The sequence below is a fragment of the Microbacterium hydrocarbonoxydans genome, assembly GCF_023715885.1.
Classification (GTDB): Bacteria; Actinomycetota; Actinomycetes; order Actinomycetales; family Microbacteriaceae; genus Microbacterium; species Microbacterium hydrocarbonoxydans_C.
The window spans coordinates 508,919-528,180 of sequence record NZ_JAMBOY010000001.1 but is presented as its reverse complement, the minus strand read 5'-3'; the positions used below and the strand labels follow the sequence as shown (position 1 = coordinate 528,180).

Annotated in this window: 15 protein-coding genes and 1 pseudogene; 9 read left to right on the top strand and 7 right to left on the bottom strand. The window is 69.5% G+C overall.

From position 1 onward, the window contains the following. Positions 1 to 3: 3 nt before the first annotated feature. From M3195_RS02480 to mnhG, 7 genes and pseudogenes are all read left to right on the top strand, one after another. Positions 4 to 744 carry a GntR family transcriptional regulator gene (locus M3195_RS02480; protein ID WP_251584893.1) on the top strand — a complete coding sequence of 247 codons (741 nt, stop codon included), beginning with the start codon at positions 4 to 6 and terminating at the stop codon, positions 742 to 744. 72 nt (positions 745 to 816) lie between these two features. Beyond that, the gene (locus M3195_RS02475) at positions 817 to 3,759 is read left to right on the top strand and encodes a Na+/H+ antiporter subunit A (RefSeq protein WP_251584891.1); all 2,943 of its coding nucleotides are present in this window, start codon (positions 817 to 819) and stop codon (positions 3,757 to 3,759) included. Then, positions 3,759 to 4,289, top strand: a pseudogene (locus M3195_RS02470) (Na(+)/H(+) antiporter subunit C); the annotation flags it as partial. The gene M3195_RS02475 and the pseudogene M3195_RS02470, both read left to right, overlap by 1 nt. Positions 4,290 to 4,522: 233 nt before the next feature. After that, on the top strand, positions 4,523 to 6,076 hold the full coding sequence (locus tag M3195_RS02465; protein WP_251584889.1) for a Na+/H+ antiporter subunit D: 1,554 nt from the start codon (positions 4,523 to 4,525) through the stop codon (positions 6,074 to 6,076). Further along, a complete protein-coding gene (locus tag M3195_RS02460) occupies positions 6,073 to 6,651 on the top strand; it encodes a Na+/H+ antiporter subunit E (RefSeq protein ID WP_251584887.1) in 579 nt (192 codons plus the stop codon). Before M3195_RS02465 ends, M3195_RS02460 begins: the two co-directional genes overlap by 4 nt. Continuing rightward, positions 6,648 to 6,917, top strand: coding sequence for a monovalent cation/H+ antiporter complex subunit F (locus tag M3195_RS02455; protein WP_251584885.1), 270 nt, complete (start codon positions 6,648 to 6,650; stop codon positions 6,915 to 6,917). Before M3195_RS02460 ends, M3195_RS02455 begins: the two co-directional genes overlap by 4 nt. Next, entirely contained in the window at positions 6,914 to 7,303 is a 390-nt protein-coding gene (gene mnhG, locus M3195_RS02450; protein ID WP_251584883.1) for a monovalent cation/H(+) antiporter subunit G, read from the top strand. Before M3195_RS02455 ends, mnhG begins: the two co-directional genes overlap by 4 nt. A 102-nt stretch (positions 7,304 to 7,405) precedes the next feature. Here the strand turns inward: mnhG and M3195_RS02445 are convergent, their stop codons facing one another. Then, positions 7,406 to 8,167, bottom strand: coding sequence for an alpha/beta fold hydrolase (locus M3195_RS02445; RefSeq protein WP_251584881.1), 762 nt, complete (start codon positions 8,165 to 8,167; stop codon positions 7,406 to 7,408). Between the two features lie 82 nt (positions 8,168 to 8,249). Here M3195_RS02445 and M3195_RS02440 point away from each other — a divergent pair, with 82 nt between their 5' ends. Next, positions 8,250 to 9,587 (top strand): MFS transporter, encoded by a 1,338-nt coding sequence (locus tag M3195_RS02440; RefSeq protein WP_251584879.1) that lies wholly within the window; start codon positions 8,250 to 8,252, stop codon positions 9,585 to 9,587. A 121-nt stretch (positions 9,588 to 9,708) separates the two neighbouring features. On the opposite strand, the gene M3195_RS02435 is transcribed toward M3195_RS02440, so the two are convergent. The 6 genes from M3195_RS02435 to M3195_RS02410 all read right to left on the bottom strand — a co-directional run bounded on the left by M3195_RS02435 (position 9,709) and on the right by M3195_RS02410 (position 17,784). After that, positions 9,709 to 12,357, bottom strand: a complete 2,649-nt coding sequence (locus M3195_RS02435; RefSeq protein ID WP_251584877.1) for a penicillin acylase family protein — start codon at positions 12,355 to 12,357, stop codon at positions 9,709 to 9,711. Between the two features lie 178 nt (positions 12,358 to 12,535). Next, positions 12,536 to 14,371 carry a YhgE/Pip domain-containing protein gene (locus M3195_RS02430; RefSeq protein ID WP_251584875.1) on the bottom strand — a complete coding sequence of 612 codons (1,836 nt, stop codon included), beginning with the start codon at positions 14,369 to 14,371 and terminating at the stop codon, positions 12,536 to 12,538. After that, positions 14,368 to 15,108 (bottom strand): hypothetical protein, encoded by a 741-nt coding sequence (locus tag M3195_RS02425; protein WP_251584873.1) that lies wholly within the window; start codon positions 15,106 to 15,108, stop codon positions 14,368 to 14,370. The genes M3195_RS02430 and M3195_RS02425 overlap by 4 nt, the downstream gene beginning before the upstream one ends. Then, on the bottom strand, positions 15,105 to 15,728 hold the full coding sequence (locus M3195_RS02420) for a TetR/AcrR family transcriptional regulator (RefSeq protein ID WP_251584871.1): 624 nt from the start codon (positions 15,726 to 15,728) through the stop codon (positions 15,105 to 15,107). The genes M3195_RS02425 and M3195_RS02420 overlap by 4 nt, the downstream gene beginning before the upstream one ends. A 111-nt stretch (positions 15,729 to 15,839) precedes the next feature. After that, a complete protein-coding gene (gene argG / locus M3195_RS02415) occupies positions 15,840 to 17,273 on the bottom strand; it encodes an argininosuccinate synthase (RefSeq protein ID WP_251584869.1) in 1,434 nt (477 codons plus the stop codon). A gap of 139 nt (positions 17,274 to 17,412) precedes the next feature. Continuing rightward, on the bottom strand, positions 17,413 to 17,784 hold the full coding sequence (locus tag M3195_RS02410) for a winged helix-turn-helix transcriptional regulator (protein ID WP_251584868.1): 372 nt from the start codon (positions 17,782 to 17,784) through the stop codon (positions 17,413 to 17,415). A 101-nt stretch (positions 17,785 to 17,885) separates the two neighbouring features. Here M3195_RS02410 and M3195_RS02405 point away from each other — a divergent pair, with 101 nt between their 5' ends. Beyond that, positions 17,886 to 19,256, top strand: a complete 1,371-nt coding sequence (locus M3195_RS02405; protein WP_251584866.1) for an MFS transporter — start codon at positions 17,886 to 17,888, stop codon at positions 19,254 to 19,256. The last annotated feature ends 6 nt before the right edge of the window (positions 19,257 to 19,262 follow it).

The window sequence follows — 19,262 nt, the reverse complement described above, 5'->3', positions numbered from 1 at the left end:
CTCATGTTCAGCGACGACGAGGCCCGCGGACCGCGCCCGCTCCCCGCGCGGCGCGCCCTCGTCGACGACGTCTACGACGCCGTGCTCGGACTGCTCATGGACCGCGTGATCGACCCGGGAGCCCGGGTCAACATCGACGCCGTCGCCCGCGATCTCGACGTGTCACCCACCCCCGTGCGGGAGGCCCTGACACGGCTCGAAGCGGAGGGGCTCGTCGCGAAGCGCGCGCTCAAGGGATACGTCGCGGCGCCGCTGCTCGACGCCCGCGGTCTGAGAGACCTCTACGACATGCGCGAGCTCCTCGAGCCTGAAGCCGCGCGTCGCGCGTCCGGGAGGATCGACGACGACACCGAGGCGGAACTCGCGGAGTCCGTCGAGCAGATGCGCGCCGCATCCGACCCGGGTGAGGATGAGCGGTTCCGCAACTATCGCCGGTTCATCGATGAGGACCTGCATTTCCACCACCTCATCGCCGAGCACGCCGACAGCCCGCTGCTCGCCGAGGCCATCGTGCGGCTGCGCTCGCACATGCACCTCTACCGGCTGAACTTCCGTCACGACTTCGAAGACGACACGGTCAGGGAGCACGAGAGCATCCTCGAGGCGCTCCGCCGACGCGACGCGGATGCCGCGGCCGAGGCGATGCGCTCGCACATCGCCCAGTCCTACGAACGGCTCGGTCCGGCGCTCGCGCGGAACTCCGGAGCGGAGCAATCCGAGACCCGCGGCCTTACGACTTCCTAACGCCGGGTAAACTGGTCAGCGACACCCGCCCGCCTGAGCCGATCTCGGCCGACGAGCTTTGAGGAGCCGCTTATGATGACGCTCCTCGCTGTGTTCCTCCTCGGGTCGCTTCTGATGCCCGTTCTGGTGCGCTGGCTGGGTGCTCAGGCCTTTGCGGTCGCCGCACTCATTCCCGCGGCGGCATTCGTCCACGCGCTCGTGCTCACTCCGCAGGTTCTCGACGGTCCGGCGCCGTTCGTGTCCGTGCCGTGGATTCCCCAGCTCGGGCTGAACATGTCGATGCACATGGACGTACTGGGCTGGGTGCTCACCCTCATCGTCACCGGTGTCGGCGCCCTCGTGCTGCTCTACTGCCGGTGGTACTTCCACGACGACTCCGCGGGCATCGGGCAGTTCTCCGCCGTGCTGCTCGCGTTCGCCGGCGCGATGTACGGCCTCGTGCTCACCGACGACCTCGTCATGCTCGTCATGTTCTGGGAAGTGACGAGCATCCTGTCGTACCTGCTCATCGGCCACTACCGCCGTCGCGCCGCCAGCCGTCGCGCCGCCCTGCAGGCGCTGCTGGTGACGACGCTCGGCGGGCTCGTGATGTTCATCGGCGTCGTGCTCCTCGTCGTGGACGCGGGGACGGGCAGCATCCGCGAGATCCTCGCGCTCGCACCCAGCGGCCCGATGGTGGATGCCGCGATCGTGATGCTCCTCGTCGGCGCCGTCAGCAAGTCCGCGATCTTCCCGTTCCACTTCTGGCTGCCCGGCGCGATGGCAGCGCCGACTCCCGTGAGCGCCTACCTGCACGCGGCCGCGATGGTGAAGGCCGGCATCTACCTCATCGCCCGGTTCGCGCCCATCTTCGCGTTCAGCGGGCCATGGCGGCCGATCATCATCTCGCTCGGCATCGTGACCATGCTTCTCGGCGGCTTCCAGGCGCTGCGCGAGACCGACCTCAAGCGCATCCTCGCCTTCGGCACCGTGAGCCAGCTCGGCTTCTTCGCCGTCGTGGTGGGCTACGGCACGCAGGCGAGCGCCCTCGCCGGTCTTGCGCTGGTCATCGGCCACGCGCTCTTCAAGTCGGCGCTGTTCCTCATCGTCGGCGTGATCGACCGGCAGCTGTCGACCCGTGACATCACCGAGCTCAGCGGCGTCGGCCGCCAGGCGCCGGTCATGACGACCGCGGCATTCATCTCCGTCGCCTCGATGGCCGGCATCGCACCCACCATCGGCTTCGTGGCGAAGGAGTCGACGCTCACGGCCCTTCTCGATGACGCGATCGGCGGCTCTCCCTGGGGCCTCGTCGCCATCATCGGCGTGAGCATCGGTTCCATGCTGACAGCGGCATACGGCATCCGCTTCCTCTGGGGAGCGTTCTGGAGCAAGCGGGACGCGATGGGCGACCGCATGCCCGATACGGTCTGGCCCGACCCACCGGTCGGCTTCCTGTCGGCGCCGATCGTCCTCGCCGGCGTCACGCTGGCCGCCGGGATCGGTGCGCCGGCGATCGACAAGGCCCTGCAGGGGTACGCGCTCACAGCGACGCCGGGTCTCGACCACCACGGCGAAGCGGTCGAAGGTCCGGGGCACCTCGCCCTGTGGCATGGGCTGGAGCCGGCGCTCGGCATCTCGATCCTGACGGTGCTGCTCGGTGCGGCCCTGTTCCTGGTGACCGTCCGCTCGGGCTGGGATCGCAGGTCGCGCCTGTTGCCGTTCACCGCGGCGGACGCCTACTACCTCGTGGTGCGCGGCGTGGACCGCCTCTCGGTGCTGAGCACGACGCTCACCCAGCGCGGGTCGCTGCCGGTGTACGTGGGCACGATCTTCGTGGTGTTCGTCGCCGCCGAGATCACGGCGCTGCTCGCGAGCGACATCGACCGGTTCCAGCTCTCCGCGTGGCACACGCCCGTGCAGATCGTCGTCGCGCCGCTCATGGCTGTCGCCGGTGTGATCGCCGTGCGGGCGCGCAAGCGCTATACGGGTGTCGTGCTCGTCTCGGTCACCGGTCTCGGGATGGTCGTGCTCTTCGCGACGAGCGGCGCCCCCGACCTCGCGCTCACGCAGATCCTCGTCGAGACGGTCACGCTCGTGACGTTCGCGCTCGTTCTGCGACGACTGCCCGCACGCCTGGGCGAGCACAACGCGTCGGTCGGCCGCGTCCCGCGCGCGCTGCTCGCGATCGGCGCAGGCCTCACGATGGCCTGGGTCGCGATCGTGGCGACGCAGTCGCGCGTGGCTGCGCCCATCTCGGAGATGTTCCCGAAACTGGCGTATGAGATCGGCCACGGCAAGAACGTGGTCAACGTCGCGCTGGTCGACCTTCGCGGCTGGGACACCATGGGCGAGCTCTCGGTGCTCGTGCTCGCCGCGACCGGCGTCGCGTCCCTCGTATTCGTCACGCACCGAGCCGACATGCTCGCTTCGACGAAGACGCTTCCGAAGGCGAAGCGCCGCCGCACCCTCAGCCGGCCGCTGGTCGAGACGACCGACGGCATCCGGTTCCAGACCTCCGAGAACGAGAGCAGCCCCCGCGCCTGGCTCGTCGGCGGGCCGAAGATGAAGCCGGAGAACAGGTCGATCCTGCTCGAGGTGATCGTCCGCATCCTGTTCCACACGATCATCGTCGTTTCGATCTTCCTGCTGTTCGCCGGCCACAACCTCCCGGGCGGCGGCTTCGCCGGCGGCCTCGTCGCCGGGATGGCCCTCGTCATGCGGTACATCGCGGGTGGGCGCTGGGAGCTCGGTGCGGCCGCCCCGACGGATGCCGGGCGTCTGCTCGGCGCGGGGCTCATCCTCGCGGTCGGTGCGGCGGTCGTGCCGCTGTTCTTCGGCCAGGCGCCGCTCACCAGCACGTTCTGGGAGTGGGAGATCCCCGGCATCGGTCACATGGAGTTCGTCACCTCGACGATCTTCGACGTCGGCGTGTACCTCGTCGTCATCGGGCTCGTGCTCGACGTGCTGCGCAGCCTCGGCGCCGAGGTCGACCGGCAGACCCAGGAGCTGCGTGAGCGGGGGGTGACGATCTGATGGACGTCTCCGTCACCCTCATCGCCATCATGGCCGTACTCTTCGCGTGCGGCGTGTACGCGATGCTCGAGCGCAGCCTCACTCGCGTGCTCATCGGCTTCCTGCTGCTGGGCAACGCCACGAATCTGCTGCTCCTGATCGTGATGGGGGTCCCCGGGCGCGCACCGTTCTACGACGCCGACGGTGATGTGAGCGACCCGCTCCCGCAGGCGCTCACCCTCACCGCGATCGTCATCACCTTCGCCGTCTCGGCGTTCCTGCTCGCCCTCATCTACCGCTCCTGGCAGCTCGGCCAGGCCGACACGGTCGAGGACGACGAGGCCGACATCGCGCTCCGCGAGCGCACCGACGCCGACGAAGACCTCATGGACGACGAGTCCGAGACCGGCGACGACGACGCGACCACCGACTTCGTCGGCGTGCAGACCTCGCCGATCACCGTGCTGCACATGCGCGACAACGCGGCGATCCACGACGACGCGCCGGTCGACCGGCCGAGCTCGTGGGCGCCCGAGGACCGCGACGCGGACGGCCGCGCCGATACCGACGGCGCCGACGACGCGGACGACGCCGGTGCTGCGGCATCCATCCTCGCCGCCGAATCGGCTCCGCCCGACGACGACCGCGACTTCCGCACGGACGCCGACACCCACGCGTCCGACGCCCACGAGACGGACGCTGCGGATGCGGCGCGAGACACGGCATCCGACACCGCATCCGACGACAACGCGCCCGAGCACCGAGAAGACGGGGAGGACCGCCGATGAGCGCACTCGTCCCCCTTCTCGTCGCCCTGCCGCTGCTGGGTGCCGCGGTCACGCTCGTGTTCGGGCGCAACGCGCGCCTGCAGGTGTTCGTCACGGTGGCGACGCTCGCCATCGTCTCGGTGATCGCCGCCGTGCTCCTCGTCGTGGTGGACGCGGGGACCCCGCTCGCCGTCTCGGTGGGCGGCTGGCCGGTGCCGTTCGGCATCGTGCTCTACGTCGACCGGCTCGCGGCGCTGCTCGTGCTCGTGTCGAGCATCGTGCTGCTCGCGGTCCTCCTCTTCTCGATCGGTCAGGGAGCGGCCGACGGCACCGACGAGACGCCGATCTCGATCTTCAATCCCTCCTACCTGATCCTCGCGGCCGGCATCTTCAACGCCTTCATCGCCGGGGACCTCTTCAATCTCTACGTCGGCTTCGAGATCCTGCTCGTAGCGTCGTACGTGCTGATCACGCTCGGCAGCACCGAGTCGCGCATCCGCACCGGCGCCGTGTACATCGTCGTCTCGCTCGTATCGTCCATCCTCTTCCTCGCATCCATCGCGATGATCTACGGCGCGCTCGGCACCGTGAACATGGCGCAGATCGCCGAGCGGATGACCGAGCTGCCGCAGGAGACGCAGCTCGTGCTGCACCTCATGCTCGTCGTGGCGTTCGGCATCAAGGCGGCCATCTTCCCGGTGTCGTTCTGGCTGCCCGACTCCTACCCGACCGCGCCGGCGCCCGTCACCGCCGTCTTCGCCGGATTGCTCACGAAGGTCGGCGTGTACGCGCTGATCCGCACGGAGACCCAGCTCTTCGCCGAGAACAGCATCGACACGCTGCTGCTCATCATCGCGCTCGCGACCATGATCGTCGGCGTGCTCGGCGCGGTGGCACAGGCCGAGTTGAAACGCATCCTCTCGTTCACGCTCGTCAGCCATGTCGGCTACATGATCTTCGGTCTGGCGATCGCCACGCCCGCGGCGATCGGGGCGGCGGTGTACTACATCGTCCACCACATCGTCGTGCAGACGACGCTGTTCCTCGCGGTCGGCCTCATCGAGCGCCGAGCCGGCAGCACCTCGATTCTGCGGGTGAAGGGCCTGCTGAAGGTCGCGCCGGTGATCGCCGTGCTGTACTTCATCCCCGCGATCAACCTCGGCGGACTCCCGCCCTTCTCCGGCTTCATCGGCAAGTTCGCACTGTTCGAGGCGGCCGCCTCGGTGGGCACGCCGCTCATGCTCGTGCTGATCGTCGGCGGCATCGTCACCTCCCTTCTCACGCTCTATGCGCTGATGAGGGCGTGGAACCTCGCGTTCTGGCGCGAGGAGGAGGATTCCACCGAGACCGAGGGCCGCATCTCGTACCTCGGGAACGCGCCCGCCGCCGACGAGCAGCAGGAGCGTCGCCGCATCCCGAGGATCATGACCGTCGCCACCGCGGGGATGGTCGGCGTCACGGTCGCGCTGACCGTCTTCGCCGGACCTCTGTATGCGCTGTGCGATCGCATCGGCGCCGTTCTGCTCGAACCCGTCAATCTCGTGCAGCTGGAAGGCGAGGTGGAGGGATGAGCAAGGAGAGCGGGCGCCACATCTGGCGCGACATCGGCGTGCAGCTGCCCTTCCTCGCATGGCTGGTCGTGCTGTGGATGCTGCTGTGGAGCCAGTTCACGGTGCTGGCCTTCCTCTCCGGGCTGATCGTCGCGGTGTTCGTCACGCGCGTGTTCCGCCTGCCGACGGTCGAGCTCTCCGGGCGCATCAACCTCTGGTTCGGCGCGCTGTTCGTCGTGCAGTTCCTGGCGGCGATGATCCGCGGAGCGCTCGCGGTGACGGCGCAGGTGTTCGACCTTCGCCATCAGCCAGGGGCCGCGATCATCGCCGTGCCGCTGCGGTACGCCGACGATCTGATGATGACGCACGTGTCGGTGGTGTCGTCGCTGATCCCCGGGTCTCTGATCGTCGAGGCCGACCGCGACCGCCGCATCCTCTACCTGCACGTGATCGGCGTGCGGTCGGCCCACGATGTCGAGAAGCAGCGCGAGGGCGTACTGCGATGGGAGCGTCGCATCGTGCGTGCGCTCGGGGCACCCTCGCAGTACCGTGCTCTCAAGGCCGACGAGCGCGCGGCGAAGGGCGGTGCGCGATGAACATCCTGCTGCTGGTCGTCATGGTCGTGTTCGGTGTCGCGGCGATCCTCACGATCGTCCGGATCGTTCGCGGTCCGTCGATCCTCGACCGTGCCGTCGCGTCCGACGTGCTCCTCACCGAGGTGATGTGCGTGCTCGGCGCCGAGATGGCCATCAACGGACACACGCGCACGATCCCGGTGATGCTGATCATCGCCGCCGTCGGAGTGTTCGGATCGATCTCGGTCGCCCGATTCGTCGCGAGAAGGGACAACACGACGCCATGAACGTGTTCGAGCTCGCGCTCCCCGAGGGCGTCGTCGACGTGACGGTGCTCGTGCTGATCCTGCTCGGCGCGGTGCTGTGTCTGTCGGCCGCGGTCGGTCTGCTGCGGTTCCGCGACGTGCCGTCGCGTCTGCACGCGGCGACCAAGCCGCAGGTGCTCGGGCTCGCGCTGATCTGCCTCGCGATCGCGGTGTCGATGGGCTCCATCGGCAGCATCCTCGTCGGGCTCCTGCTCGTGGCACCTATCGTGCTCATGCAGTTCGCGACCGCCCCGCTGTCGGCGCACATGGTCGGCCGACAGGCGTACCGCAACGGCACCACCGACGAGCGCAGCCTCGTCGTCGACGAACTGGCCGAGTCGAAGCAGACGCCGCCCGCCGCGGGCTGACACCTCGCGGCCTGTCGCTTTTCGCGGCCTCGGGCGCGTTCTGCGGCGTCGGGGGCGGAGAGTGGCCGCAGAAGTTGACGAAGGCCGCCGAAATGACGGGCGTCAGAGGCGGTCGGCGAAGCCCTGGATGAGCTCGGCGGCCGGCTCGGAGTCGCTGATGAGCGTGCCGTGGCCGTGGTCGGGGATGACCTTCAGGTCGGCTCCCGGGATCGCGTCGATGATCTCGCGGCACCAGCTCATCGGCGCGAGGGGATCGTCCTCACCCCGCAGCACGAGTACGGGACGATCGATCCGCGCGTACGCGTCTTCGGGTTCGTGCACGACCGTGGCGCGGATCTTGCGGATCAGGTGCGGTCCGCCGCGGAGGTACTCGCGGGCTCCGCGCCAGATCACGAGCGGGCGCTCACCGACGAGATCGCTGAGCAGGTAGCGGGCCTGGGCGGCGATGTTGCGCGCGGCCTTGTTCACGGTCGGTCCGGCGAGCACGACACCCTTCACGAGCGACGGATGCCGGGCCGCGAGCTCGGCCGCGATCTGGCTGCCCATCGAGTGGCCGATCACGACGACGGGCTCCTCCCCGACATGGCGGAGGTAGGCGGCGACGAGGTCGGCGTGGCGCTCCATGGTGAGCGTGCGGCTGGGCTCGGGCGCCTCTCCGAATCCGGGCAGGTCGAGCGCGACGACCCGTCCGCGCAGTCGCTGCACCACGTCGAGGTAGACGCTACGGCCCATGCCGATGCCGTGCAGCAGGAGAAATGTCGGGCCGCCGTCGCCGAACGACTCGGCGATGAGCGTCGCCCCGCCGTGCTCGAACTCGAGCAGCGTGACCGGCGTGCCCTTCGGTGCGAGGTAACTGGATGCCACCCGACAACGGTAGTCGAGGCGGGCGCGCCCGGAAAAACCGGCGCCGGCGCGGGGATGTCGGTGCGTCGTGTGAGGATGGAGGGTGACTTCGCCAGGCCCCGATCCCGAGACGACGACGGTTCCGGAGGCGGGACCGGCGGTGACGCCCACCCGCTTCTTCGCGCGCCTCGCCTCGAGCATGAGCGATCCGGTGCTGCGCGCTCTCGTCGCAGCCACCGCGGTGTCACGGGTCGGACGCGGAGTGTTCTTCGCGGTCACGGTGCTGTTCTTCACCCAGATCATCGGACTCTCGGCCGCGCAGGCGGCGGTGGTGCTCGCGGTCTCGAGCGGGTGCGGAGTGCTCGGATCGCTGCTCGGCGGGTGGCTCTCCGATCGATGGAGCGCACGGCGGCTGTCCTTCACCTTCGAGATGGTGAGCGGGCTGATGCTCGCCGCCTACGCGTTCGCGGGAGACTTCGTGTCGGCGCTCGTGCTCGCGAGCCTCAGCGGCTTCTTCGACTCGATGGGCCACTCCTCGCGGTCTGCCATCATCGCCCGCGGTTTCGCGCCCGACCGCCGGGTGCATGCCAGGGCCGTGCTGCGCACCGTGACCAACGTCTCGATCGCGGCGGGTTCGGGCCTGGGCGCCGTCGCCCTCGCGCTCGGGACGCCCGAGGCCTATCGCATCGTCATCGCGAGCGGCGGCCTGCTCTGCGCGCTCGGCTCGCTGCCCCTTCTGCGCCTCACCGCCGCCGTCGATGCACCGCGCCGCGAGACGTACGAGGTGCGCACCGAGACCGGATCGATCGATACGGATGCCGCGGCCGCGGCGCGCCGCGACTGGAACCGCCGCTCGCCGTGGCGCGACTCGCGCTACCTGCTGCTGACCGTGCTCTCGGCCGTGTTCGGCATGCAGTTCGGAGTGGCGGAGTTCGGCATCCCGCTCTGGATCACCGAGTACACCGCCGCGCCGGAGGTCACGGTGTCGGCGCTGCTGATCGTCAACACCGCCCTCGTGGTGCTGTTCCAGGTGCGGGCGTCGCGCGGCACCCACGATCTCCGCGTCGCCGGCCGCGTGACCATGATCGCGGGATGGCTCATGGTCGCCGCCTGCATGATCTACGCGCTCGCTGCGGGACTGCCCGCCTGGGTCGCGATCGCGCTGCTCGTGTTCGGGATGGTGGCGCACACCTTCGGCGAGATCCTGTCGCAGGCGGGGGCGTGGGGGCTGAGCTTCGAACTCGCCGACCCGCAGCGCGCGGGGGCCTATCAGGGGGTGTTCGGCATGGGATTCTCGTTGGGAGCGCTCGCGTCGCCGATCGTCGTCAACGCGACCGCCATCACCTACGGACCAGCGGGATGGGCGATGCTCGCCGCGATCTTCCTCGCCGCCGCGGTCGGCATCTGGGCCATCGCGCGCCGCGCCGCGGCATCCGTCTGATCTCTCTCGCTTCCCCGGGGCCGTCACTTTCTGCGGCCATGCGCACCTTCTGCGGCCCGTGTGCGCGACGAAGGCCGCAGAACCTGACGAAGGCCGCAGAAGGTGACAGGCCCGCCGGGCGTCACCCCGCTGGCGTCAGCACGAGCGTGCGCTGCGCCGCGGCATCCACCGCCTCCGGCGAGAAGGCCCAGGGGCGCTGCACGCCCGCGGCCCAGTCGGCGGTCTGGTCGGTGTAGTGCTCGTCGAACGCGTGGCCGGACGCGCCCGTGAGGTGGATCCACGTCGAGGCGTCGAAGTCCGACAGGTCGACGACCATGCGCATCGAGGGCACCGTCGTCGTGGCGTACGACTCGCCCAGTTGCCAGCCGGTGGCATTCACGACCGACGCACCACCGCTCACGGCGTAGGGTCCGCGATTGAAGAGCGCCTCGATCGGAGCGATGCCCGATGACCCGAGAGTGTCGCTGGTGAGCGTGATCGCGTGCAGGTCTCCCCAGTTCCAGGCGTCGACGTCGGCCCCCTGCAGGGCCGACAGCTCGTCGTAGGCCTCCTTCGCCGACAGCGCGAGCATCTCGTCCCGCCCATCGACGCGGATCGCGGGGTTGGTCCACAGCGGGTCGGACGGATCGTCGAGCAGTGCGCCCACGACCGAGAAGAGGCGGCCCTGGCCGTCGGCGGGAAGCGGTTCGTCGCGCTCGACGAAGAGGTTCTGCACGAGGTTCGACCAGAGCACGTTCGCGTAGGCGGCGGCTGCCGAGTCCGCCTCGTTCTGCGCGTCCCAGTCGCGGAGCAGATCGACGGCATCCTTCGTACCCGCACCGTCGACCTCGATGTCGTCCATCGCACTGGCGAGGCGCTTGCCGATCCACATCTCGCTGTCCATCTGGATGTCGCGCATGTCCTGAGCGGTGAGCGGACCGGCCGCCGCGCGACGTTCGATGAGGTACGCGATGCGCGCGGCGCGGTAGCCGTAGTCCCAGTCGCGCGAGAGGAAGTAGCGATAGTCGTCGGCGACGATCGCGTTGTTCGCCGTGACGATGTACCCGGATGCGGGGTTGTACGAGACCGGCAGCTCTTGGAAGGGGATGAAACCCGTCCAGTCGTACGCGCTGTCCCACCCCGGTTGCGGCATCCACCCGTCGCCGGCGCCGCGGATAGGCAGGCGGCCGGGCGTCTGATAGCCGATGTTCCCCTCGGTGTCGGCGTAGATCAGGTTCTGCGCCGGGACGTCGAAGAGGGATGCCGCGACGCGGAAGTCGTCGAAGTCCTGCGCCGTCGACAGGGCGAAGATCGCTGTACCGGTGGTTCCGGGGTCGAGCGCCGTCCAGCGGAGACTCACGGCGTACTCGGCGTCTTCATCGCCGGGAGCGGATGCCGTCGCTCCGCCCGCCACGAGACCCGGCCCCGGGTCGTCGGCGAGGGAGGTGTAGTCGTCGACGAGTCCCGAGATGATCGGCCCGTGCCCGGTCGATCGGATCGTGAGCTCGATGTCGTCGCCGCCTGCGACGCGGATCGTCTCGGTGCGCTCCTCGAGGGGCACGAGTGCGCCGTCGCGCCAGTACTGGTCGCCTTCGATGCGCTCGACGTACAGGTCGGTGACATCGGTCGTCAGGTTGGTGAAGCCCCAGGCCACGTGCTGGTTGTGGCCGATCACGATGCCGGGGAGTCCCGAGAACGAGAAGCCGCCGACGTCGAACGGGCACTCCTGGTCGACCTCGGAGCAGCGGAGCTGCACCTGGTACCAGACCGAGGGCAGCGAGGCGCCGAGGTGCGGGTCGTTGGCGAGCAGCGGCATCCCGCTCTCGGTGAGGTCTCCGGAGACGACCCACGAGTTCGAGCCGATGCCCTCGCCCACATCACCCACGAGCAGGCTCGCCGCCTCGATGACGTCGGACGCCTCGGTCCAGTCGACCGTCGTGACGGCCTGCTGCAGTTCGGGGTCGGTGGTGTCGCTCGAGTACGCCGGCTCGGCTCCCGAATCGAGGGCCGGCACCGTCGAGATCGTCGGCACGATGACGGGGTTCTCGTCGAACGGGTAGGGCGGGTACAGCTGATCGAGAGCGGCCTCGAGGCCGGCGGCATCCGCTCCGCCCTCGGCGAGACGGGCGGTGAGCAGCGCCCGCTCGGTCTCGTCCTCGATGTTGCCCCGCAGATCCCAGGCCATGGCCTTCAACCACGCCACCGAGTCAGCCGGCTCCCATGGCTCAGGGGCGTAGTCTGGATTCTGTATGCCGAGAACGGCATACTCGAGCGACAGCTCGGACCCTGAGCGCGACGCGAGGTAGGCGTTGACGCCGTCGGCATACGCCTCGTAATAGCCGCGTGTGACGTCGTCCATCTGCGCGACCTCCTCCTCGGCGACCTTGCGCCACCCGAGGGTGCGGAGGAACGCATCGGTGCCGGCCTGCGACTCGCCGAACATCTCGGCGACCCGACCGGCCGTGACATGGCGGCGGAAGTCCATCTCGAAGAAGCGGTCCTGCGCGTGCACGAAGCCCTGCGCGTAGAAGAGGTCGTGCGAGGAGTCCGCCGTGATCGTGGGCACGCCGCTCGCATCCCGCTGCACCGTCACCTCGGCCTGGAGCCCGTCGAGGTGCAGCTCGCCTTCGGTCTGCGGGAAGGAGCGCTGGATCGTCCAGGTCACGAAGAACGCCGCCGCAACCGCGATCACCACGATCGCCGCGACCACGAGGAACGCGATTCTGCCCAGTCGCACTCCCCACGAGCGACGCGCGGGCTCCACGACGGGAACCTGATCAGTTGTCATCATCGAAAACTCTCTCGGGTGGCTCGACGGGACTCAGTCCCAGAGAGCCCCAGAGCGCGTCTCACGGACGCATCCTCGAATCCTAGTCGCACCGGACGCTTTCGAATCGCCCGACTGACAACTCGACGGCGGTTGCGGTTGCACGTCAGGCGATTCGAAGAGCGATCTCGCTCGCGCGGTGTCAGCCGATCAGGCTCGGCTGGAGGTCGCGCAGCGTCCGTCGATGCGTCATCCTCGTGACGCCGATCGCCGCGAGTGCGAGTGCTCCGACCAGCCACATCCCGAGCACCGCGAGATCCCACCCGGCGCGGGAGAGATCGCCGCCGTACATGAGCTGTCGCATCGCGTCGACGACGTACCCGAGGGGAAGCACGTGGTGCAGGGCGGCGAGCGGTGCGGGCAGCGTCTGCCACGGGAACGTGCCGCCGGCCGTCACGAGCTGCAGCACCATGAGCACCAGGCCCATAAACTGGCCGACCGATCCGAGCCACACGTTCAGCGCGAGGATGATCGCGGCGAACGTCGCCGACGCCGCCATCAAGACCCCCAGCGTGCCGATCGGGTTGTCGAACGTGAACCCGAGGGCGATCGCGAGGATGCCCATGAGCCCGAGCATCTGCACGGCGCCGAGCATGGCCGGGGTGAGCCAGCCGGCCAGCGCGACGCGGATCGGCGAGTGCAGGGCCGTCACGGCGCGGCGTGAGATCGGCTTGACGATGAGGAACAGCGCGTAGATGCCGATCCATGCCGACAGCGCGGCGAAGAACGGTGCGAGACCTGCGCCGTAGTCTTCGGCCGACGCGACCTTGTCGCTCGACACCTTCACCGGGTCGGCGATCGTGTCGGCCTGCTTCTCGCGCAGCTCGGGAGTGGATGCGGGGATGCGCGCGACACCATCGGCGAGACCGTCACGCAGCTGAGCCGCGCCGTCGGAGAGGGTCGACAGACCGTCGCGGAGCTGCACCGCTCCGTCGTTCACCGCAACGGCGCCGGACGCAGCCGTACCGGCACCGCTCGCGAGCTGGGACGCTCCGGACGCCACGGCGGCGGCGCCGTCGGCGAGCTGATCGACCTTGCCGACGGCCGTCTGCACGGTGGTGTTGCCCTCCTGCAACCGGGTCGCGACTGGGTCGAGCGCGGCGAGCACCTGGTCGATCGAGTCCTGCGCCAGACCCTGGTCGGCGAGCAGCGCTTGAATGTCGGAGCGCACCTGCGGCAGGGCGTTCGTCGCCTGCTGCACGATGGAGCCCGCGCGGTCTGCCACATCCGCGAGTTGGCGGTTTCCGTCGCTCACCTGCTGGGCGCCGGCCGCGAGGGTGCTCGCGCCGGAGGCGAGCTGGGCCGTGCCCGACGCGAGCTGCGCTGTGCCGTCGGCGAGCGTGGCGCTGCCGGATGCCGCGGTCGTCGCCCCGTCGGCGAGCCGGGTCGCACCGTCGACCGCGGTGACGAGGTTGTCTCGCACCTCGCTGAGACCGGTGAGCAGCCGCTCCGCGGCTTCGCTGCCGACCATCTCGGCCACCGAGCTGCGGATCTTCTCGACCGCCTGCGTTCCCATCGACGATGCGAGGTAGTTGTTCGCGTCGTTCGTCTCAAGGTCGATGCGGGCCTGGTGCGGATCGTCTCCGGCGGCCGACGTGAGTGCCGCCGAGAAGTCGGAGGGGATCGTCACCGTGAAGTCGACGGACCCCGTGCGCAAGGCCTCGGCCGCCTCGCGCTCCGTCATCCGCTGCCAGTCGAAGGCGTTGCCGTCGATGAGGTTGTCGGCGACGTCCTCGCCGTAGTTGACGGTGTCGTCGGCCTGTTCCGTGGCGTCTGTGGTCGGTGCCGGCGCCCCTTCATCGTCGACCACGAGCGCGACCGGAACGTCGGGGAACTTCGCATACGGATCCTGATTCGCCCACAGGTACAGGCCGCCGTAGAGGATCGGCACGCAGACGAGCGCGATCAGCGCGATGATGCCCATCTTGCTTGCGGTGAGCCGCCGCAGTTCGGCGGCGATCATGGCGGGGACCTTCATCGCGCGCCCTCCTGGTCTTCGGTCTCGGATGCCGAGTCGTGGCGCGTCTGGTCTCGGTCGGCTTCGCTGTCTTCCCCGTCGGCATCGGCATCGGCATCGAGCGTCAGCGGCTCGATCGGGCCCGACGCGTTCACGGCGTCGAACTCGTGCATGCGCTCGAGCGCGACGGCCGCCGAGCCGCCGACGATCACGAGCATCGCGTAGCCGCGGTCGGCGAACTCCATGGCGATGCGCCACCAGCCGTCGGGGCTTCCGCCGTGGCGGTCGGGCGCGACGAGCACGATCGCCCGCGTGCCGTCGCGCAGCACGGCGAGCTCGCACAGGATGCGGACGCGCGCCGCCGGATCGACATTGCCGATCGGCATGGACGCGAGGTCGCCGTAGCCGAGCTGGCTCAGCCAGCGGCGGGCATGCAGCGGTGTAGCGCCGAGTCCCGCGAACATGAGCTCTTCGCCGACGACGCCGGCGAGGGCGATGTCGGGGTGCGGGTCGCTCACATCGGGGGCGTCGACGAGCGCGACGGTGCGGCGCAGCATCCGGTTGTCCGCCGCTCCGTCGATGGTCACGCGTCCTGTCTCGGGCCGCATGCGACCGCTGGCGATGAGGCCGAGCACGGTCGGGCGCTGCTCCGTCTCGGCGAGGGCGAAGCGCACCGCGCCGGTGTGGAACTCGAGGCTGGTCGCCGGCAGCGCCTGGCCGCCACGGCCCTTGCTGACCTCGTGCAGGGCGATCCTCATGAGCGGGCCTCCTCGGCCTCGATGATGTCGCGGTGGGCGCCGAGAAGCTCGTCGGCGTCGCGCCAGGAGAGTCCCGCGATGCTCAGCAGCGCGCGCACGGCGAGGTTCGCGGCTCCGCTGCTGCTCGCGTCGGTGCGCGAGACGACGGTGCGCGCGACCTCTTCGATGAGGCGTGCGAGTGTCGGGGCTGGGATGTCGGTGCGGAAGCTGCCGTCGTCCTGACCCCGCTGCACGAGCGCGGCGACCGAGCGACGCAGCGGCGCGAGTGCGGCGGCGGTGTGCTCGATGTGCGCCTCGTCGAGCGCGAGAGCGGCAGCGAACTGCACGTGCGAGGCCTCGCGCCAGAGACGGGCGGCGAGGCGGGCGAGCGCGATGCGCGGATCGGCATCGGAGACCGACGCGGCGATCGCGTTGAAGCGCTGCGCACCGGTCGAGATGAGTTCGCGGATCAGGGCGTCACGGTCGTCGAAGTGGCCGTAGAGGGTGCGGCGCGAGAGACCGGCGCTGCGGGCGATGACGTCGATCGACGCGCGAGGGTCGTTCGCCAGGGTCGCGCGGGCGGCGTCGAGGATGCCGGCGCGGTTCTCGACCGAGTCGCGGCGGGGTGCACGGGTGGTCATGCCTCCACGGTAGTTATATTGCACAGCGCTGTGCAAGATAAGAGGGCAACTCTCAGCGAACGACAAGGAGGGGCGGATGCCGCAGCATCCGCCCCTCCTCGACACGCAGTGTCAGTCGGTGCCGGAGTCGAAGGCCGCGCCCTCGGATGCCGTGTCGACCGCGTCCGCGAACTTCTCGTCGACCTCCTCGACAGAGCCGGTGATCTCGGCCGACTCACCGGCGGTCACGCGGCCGACGAGCTCGCCCGTCGCGCCGCCGACCAAGCCGAGGCCCGCGTACTGCTCGAGGCGGGCACGCGAATCGGCGATGTCGAGGTTGCGCATCGTGAGCTGTCCGATGCGGTCGACCGGGCCGAAGGCGGCGTCGCCGACGCGCTCCATCGACAGCTTCTCGGGGCCGTACGACAGATTGGGCGAGACGGTGTCGAGGATCGTCCAGTCGTCGCCGCGGCGCAGACGGATCGTCACCGAGCCCGAGATCGTCGACCCGACCCAGCGCTGGATCGACTCGCGCAGCATGAGCGACTGGGGCTCGAGCCAGCGGCCCTCGTACATGAGGCGGCCGAGGCGGCGACCCTGCTCGTGATAGGTGGCGAGCGTGTCTTCGTTGAGGATGCCGTTGACGAGACGCTCGTACGCGATGAAGAGCAGCGCCATCGCGGGGGCCTCGTAGATGCCGCGCGACTTCGCCTCGATGATGCGGTTCTCGATCTGGTCGCTCATGCCGAGGCCGTGGCGTCCGCCGATCGCGTTCGCCTCCTGCACCAGGGCCACCGGGTCGGAGAACTCGACGCCGTTGATCGCGACGGGGCGGCCGCCCTCGAAGGTGACCGTGACGTCTTCGGCGTCGATCGCGACCGAGGGATCCCAGAACTTCACGCCCATGATCGGGTCGACGGTCTCGAGTGACACGTCGAGGTGCTCGAGGGTCTTGGCCTCGTGCGTCGCGCCCCAGATGTTCGCGTCGGTCGAGTACGCCTTCTCGGCGGAGTCGCGGTAGGGGAAGTCGTGGGCGACGAGCCAGTCGCTCATCTCCTTGCGGCCGCCGAGCTCGGTGACGAAGTCGGCGTCGAGCCACGGCTTATAGATGCGCAGGCGCGGGTTCGCCAGCAGGCCGTAGCGGTAGAAACGCTCGATGTCGTTGCCCTTGTAGGTGGACCCGTCGCCCCAGATGTCGACGCCGTCCTCCTTCATGGCGCGCACCAACAGCGTGCCGGTGACCGCGCGACCGAGGGGCGTCGTGTTGAAGTACGTCTTGCCGCCGGAGCGGATGTGGAACGCGCCGCACGAGAGGGCGACGAAGCCCTCTTCGACCAGGGCGGTCTTGCAGTCGATCAGGCGCGAGGCCTCGGCGCCGTACTCGAGCGCACGGCCGGGGATCGACTCGATGTCGTCTTCGTCGTACTGGCCCAGGTCGCCGGTGTAGGTGTACGGCACGGCGCCCTTGTCGCGCATCCACGCGACGGCGACGGAGGTGTCGAGTCCCCCGGAGAAGGCGATGCCGACGCGCTCGCCGACGGGCAGTGACTGGAGGACCTTGGACATGCCTTCCAGTCTATCGGCGGCGTGTCGCCTGTTTTCGCGGCCGCCCGTAACAGGAGCAGCGCCCGAGATCAGGAGGATGCCGACACGATCCTCCTGATCTGGGGGCACTCTCCTGATCTCGGCAGAGTAAGGGGGATGCTCAGGCGGGGGCTGCGGCCAGCGTGGCCCGCTGAGTCGCGGCGTACTGCCCGCCCCAGGCTGTGAGCGCATCGACGAGCGGCATGGATCCGCGACCGAGGTCGCTGAGCCGGTACTCGACCTTCGGAGGCACCTGCCGGTAGACCTCGCGGGTGATCAGGCCGTCGTCTTCGAGCTCGCGCAGCTGGCGCGTGAGCACGCGCGCCGTCGGTTCGTCGAGCAGGCGGCTGAGCTCGCCGAAGCGGAGCACCTCGTGCTCGCCGAGGAGGCTCAGGATACTAGGCTTCCACGCCCCGCCGAGCACGGCGATCGAGATCTCGGCGTCGCAGGCGTCGCCCCATTCGCGCACGATGCGCTCGGTCTTCTCCCTCATCGCTCCGCCCTTCCTTCGAACCGCCATGGTATCCGAAACGTCAGTATGTGACCGGGATGACCGTACTTGTCGGAATCGTACCCCTCCGCCAGACTCGGGTGGTGACCTTCCCCGTCCCCGTCGTCTCCGCGCACGCGCGCACCGCCCGGCATCCGTGGCTGGCCATGATTCCGCTGCTCCTCGGCATCCTCATCGGAGCGCTCGCGATCAGCAGCGTGTCGACCGCGCTGCCGGCGATCCGCGGCGATCTCATTCTCAGCGACAGCGGCGCGCTGTGGCTGGTCGACGTCTATGCGCTCTCGCTCGCGGCGACGCTCATCCTCGCCTCGCGCATCGGCGACACCTTCGGTCGCAAGCGCATCGTCCTCATCGGTCTCGCGGGTTTCGCCGCGCTCAACCTCGTGGGCGGGTTGGCGCAGGACGGCCTGCTGCTCATCGTCGTGCGGGCGCTGCTCGGCGTCGCCGAGGCCTTCGTCGTGGCCGGCGTCGTCGCGACGATCGGCGCGCACTACCAGGCACGAGAGCGCGTGCTGGCATACGGGCTCTGGACGGCGACCTTCGGCACCGGCAGCGCCCTCGGACCCGTGCTCGGCGGCATCGTCACCGAAGGCTCAGGGTGGCGGTGGCTGCTGCTCGGCAGCGTGCCGCTCGCGGTGATCGCCGGCGTCCTGGCGATCTGGCTCGTGCCGGACTCCCGCAGCTCGCGGCCCGCGTCGTGGGACGTGCTCAGCATCCTCTCGTCGGTCGTGGCGCTCGGCGCGCTCGTGTTCGCCCTGCACGAGGCGCTCGCGGAGCCGATAGCCGCCGCGGTCGCCGCGGTCGCCGCCGTCGCGACCCTCGTGTACTTCATCCGCCGCCAGCGTGCTCTGCGCGAGCCGCTCATCGACATGCGCTTGTTCTCGGTGAGCGGGTTCAGTCCCGCGATCGTCCGCATCGTCGCGAGCAGCGGCGTGGCCGCGGCATCCGTCCTCCTCGTGAGTCTGCATCTGCAGGATGTACGCGCACACACTGCCGCCGAGGCCGGGATCGCCATCCTGCCGCAGGCGGTCGCCATCGCGTTGGGCGGGGTCGTCGCTCCGCTGTTCCTGCGCTGGCTGACCTCGCCGACCCTGACCGTTCTCGCTCTGCTCGTGCAGGGAGCGGGACTCGCCTGGCTCGCCTTCGACCCGGACGTCGTGGCCATCCCGCTCGTGCTCGTCGGCGCCGGATTCGGCGTCGCCGCGACCCTGGCCGCGACGACCCTCTTCGACGTCACGACCGAAGACGACGCGGGGCAGGTCGGAGCGATCCAGGAGGTGAGCTTCTCCCTCGGCGGCGGACTCGGCATCGCCGTGCTGGGCACGATCGCGACGATCGTCGGCACGGGCGGATTCGCCGTCGCACTCGTCGTCGCGGCCGCGGCCGTCGTCGCAGCGGCTCTTCTCCCTCTGTGGAGCGGATCAGCTGCGACCGCCCCGGCCGACGTCCACTGACCAGAG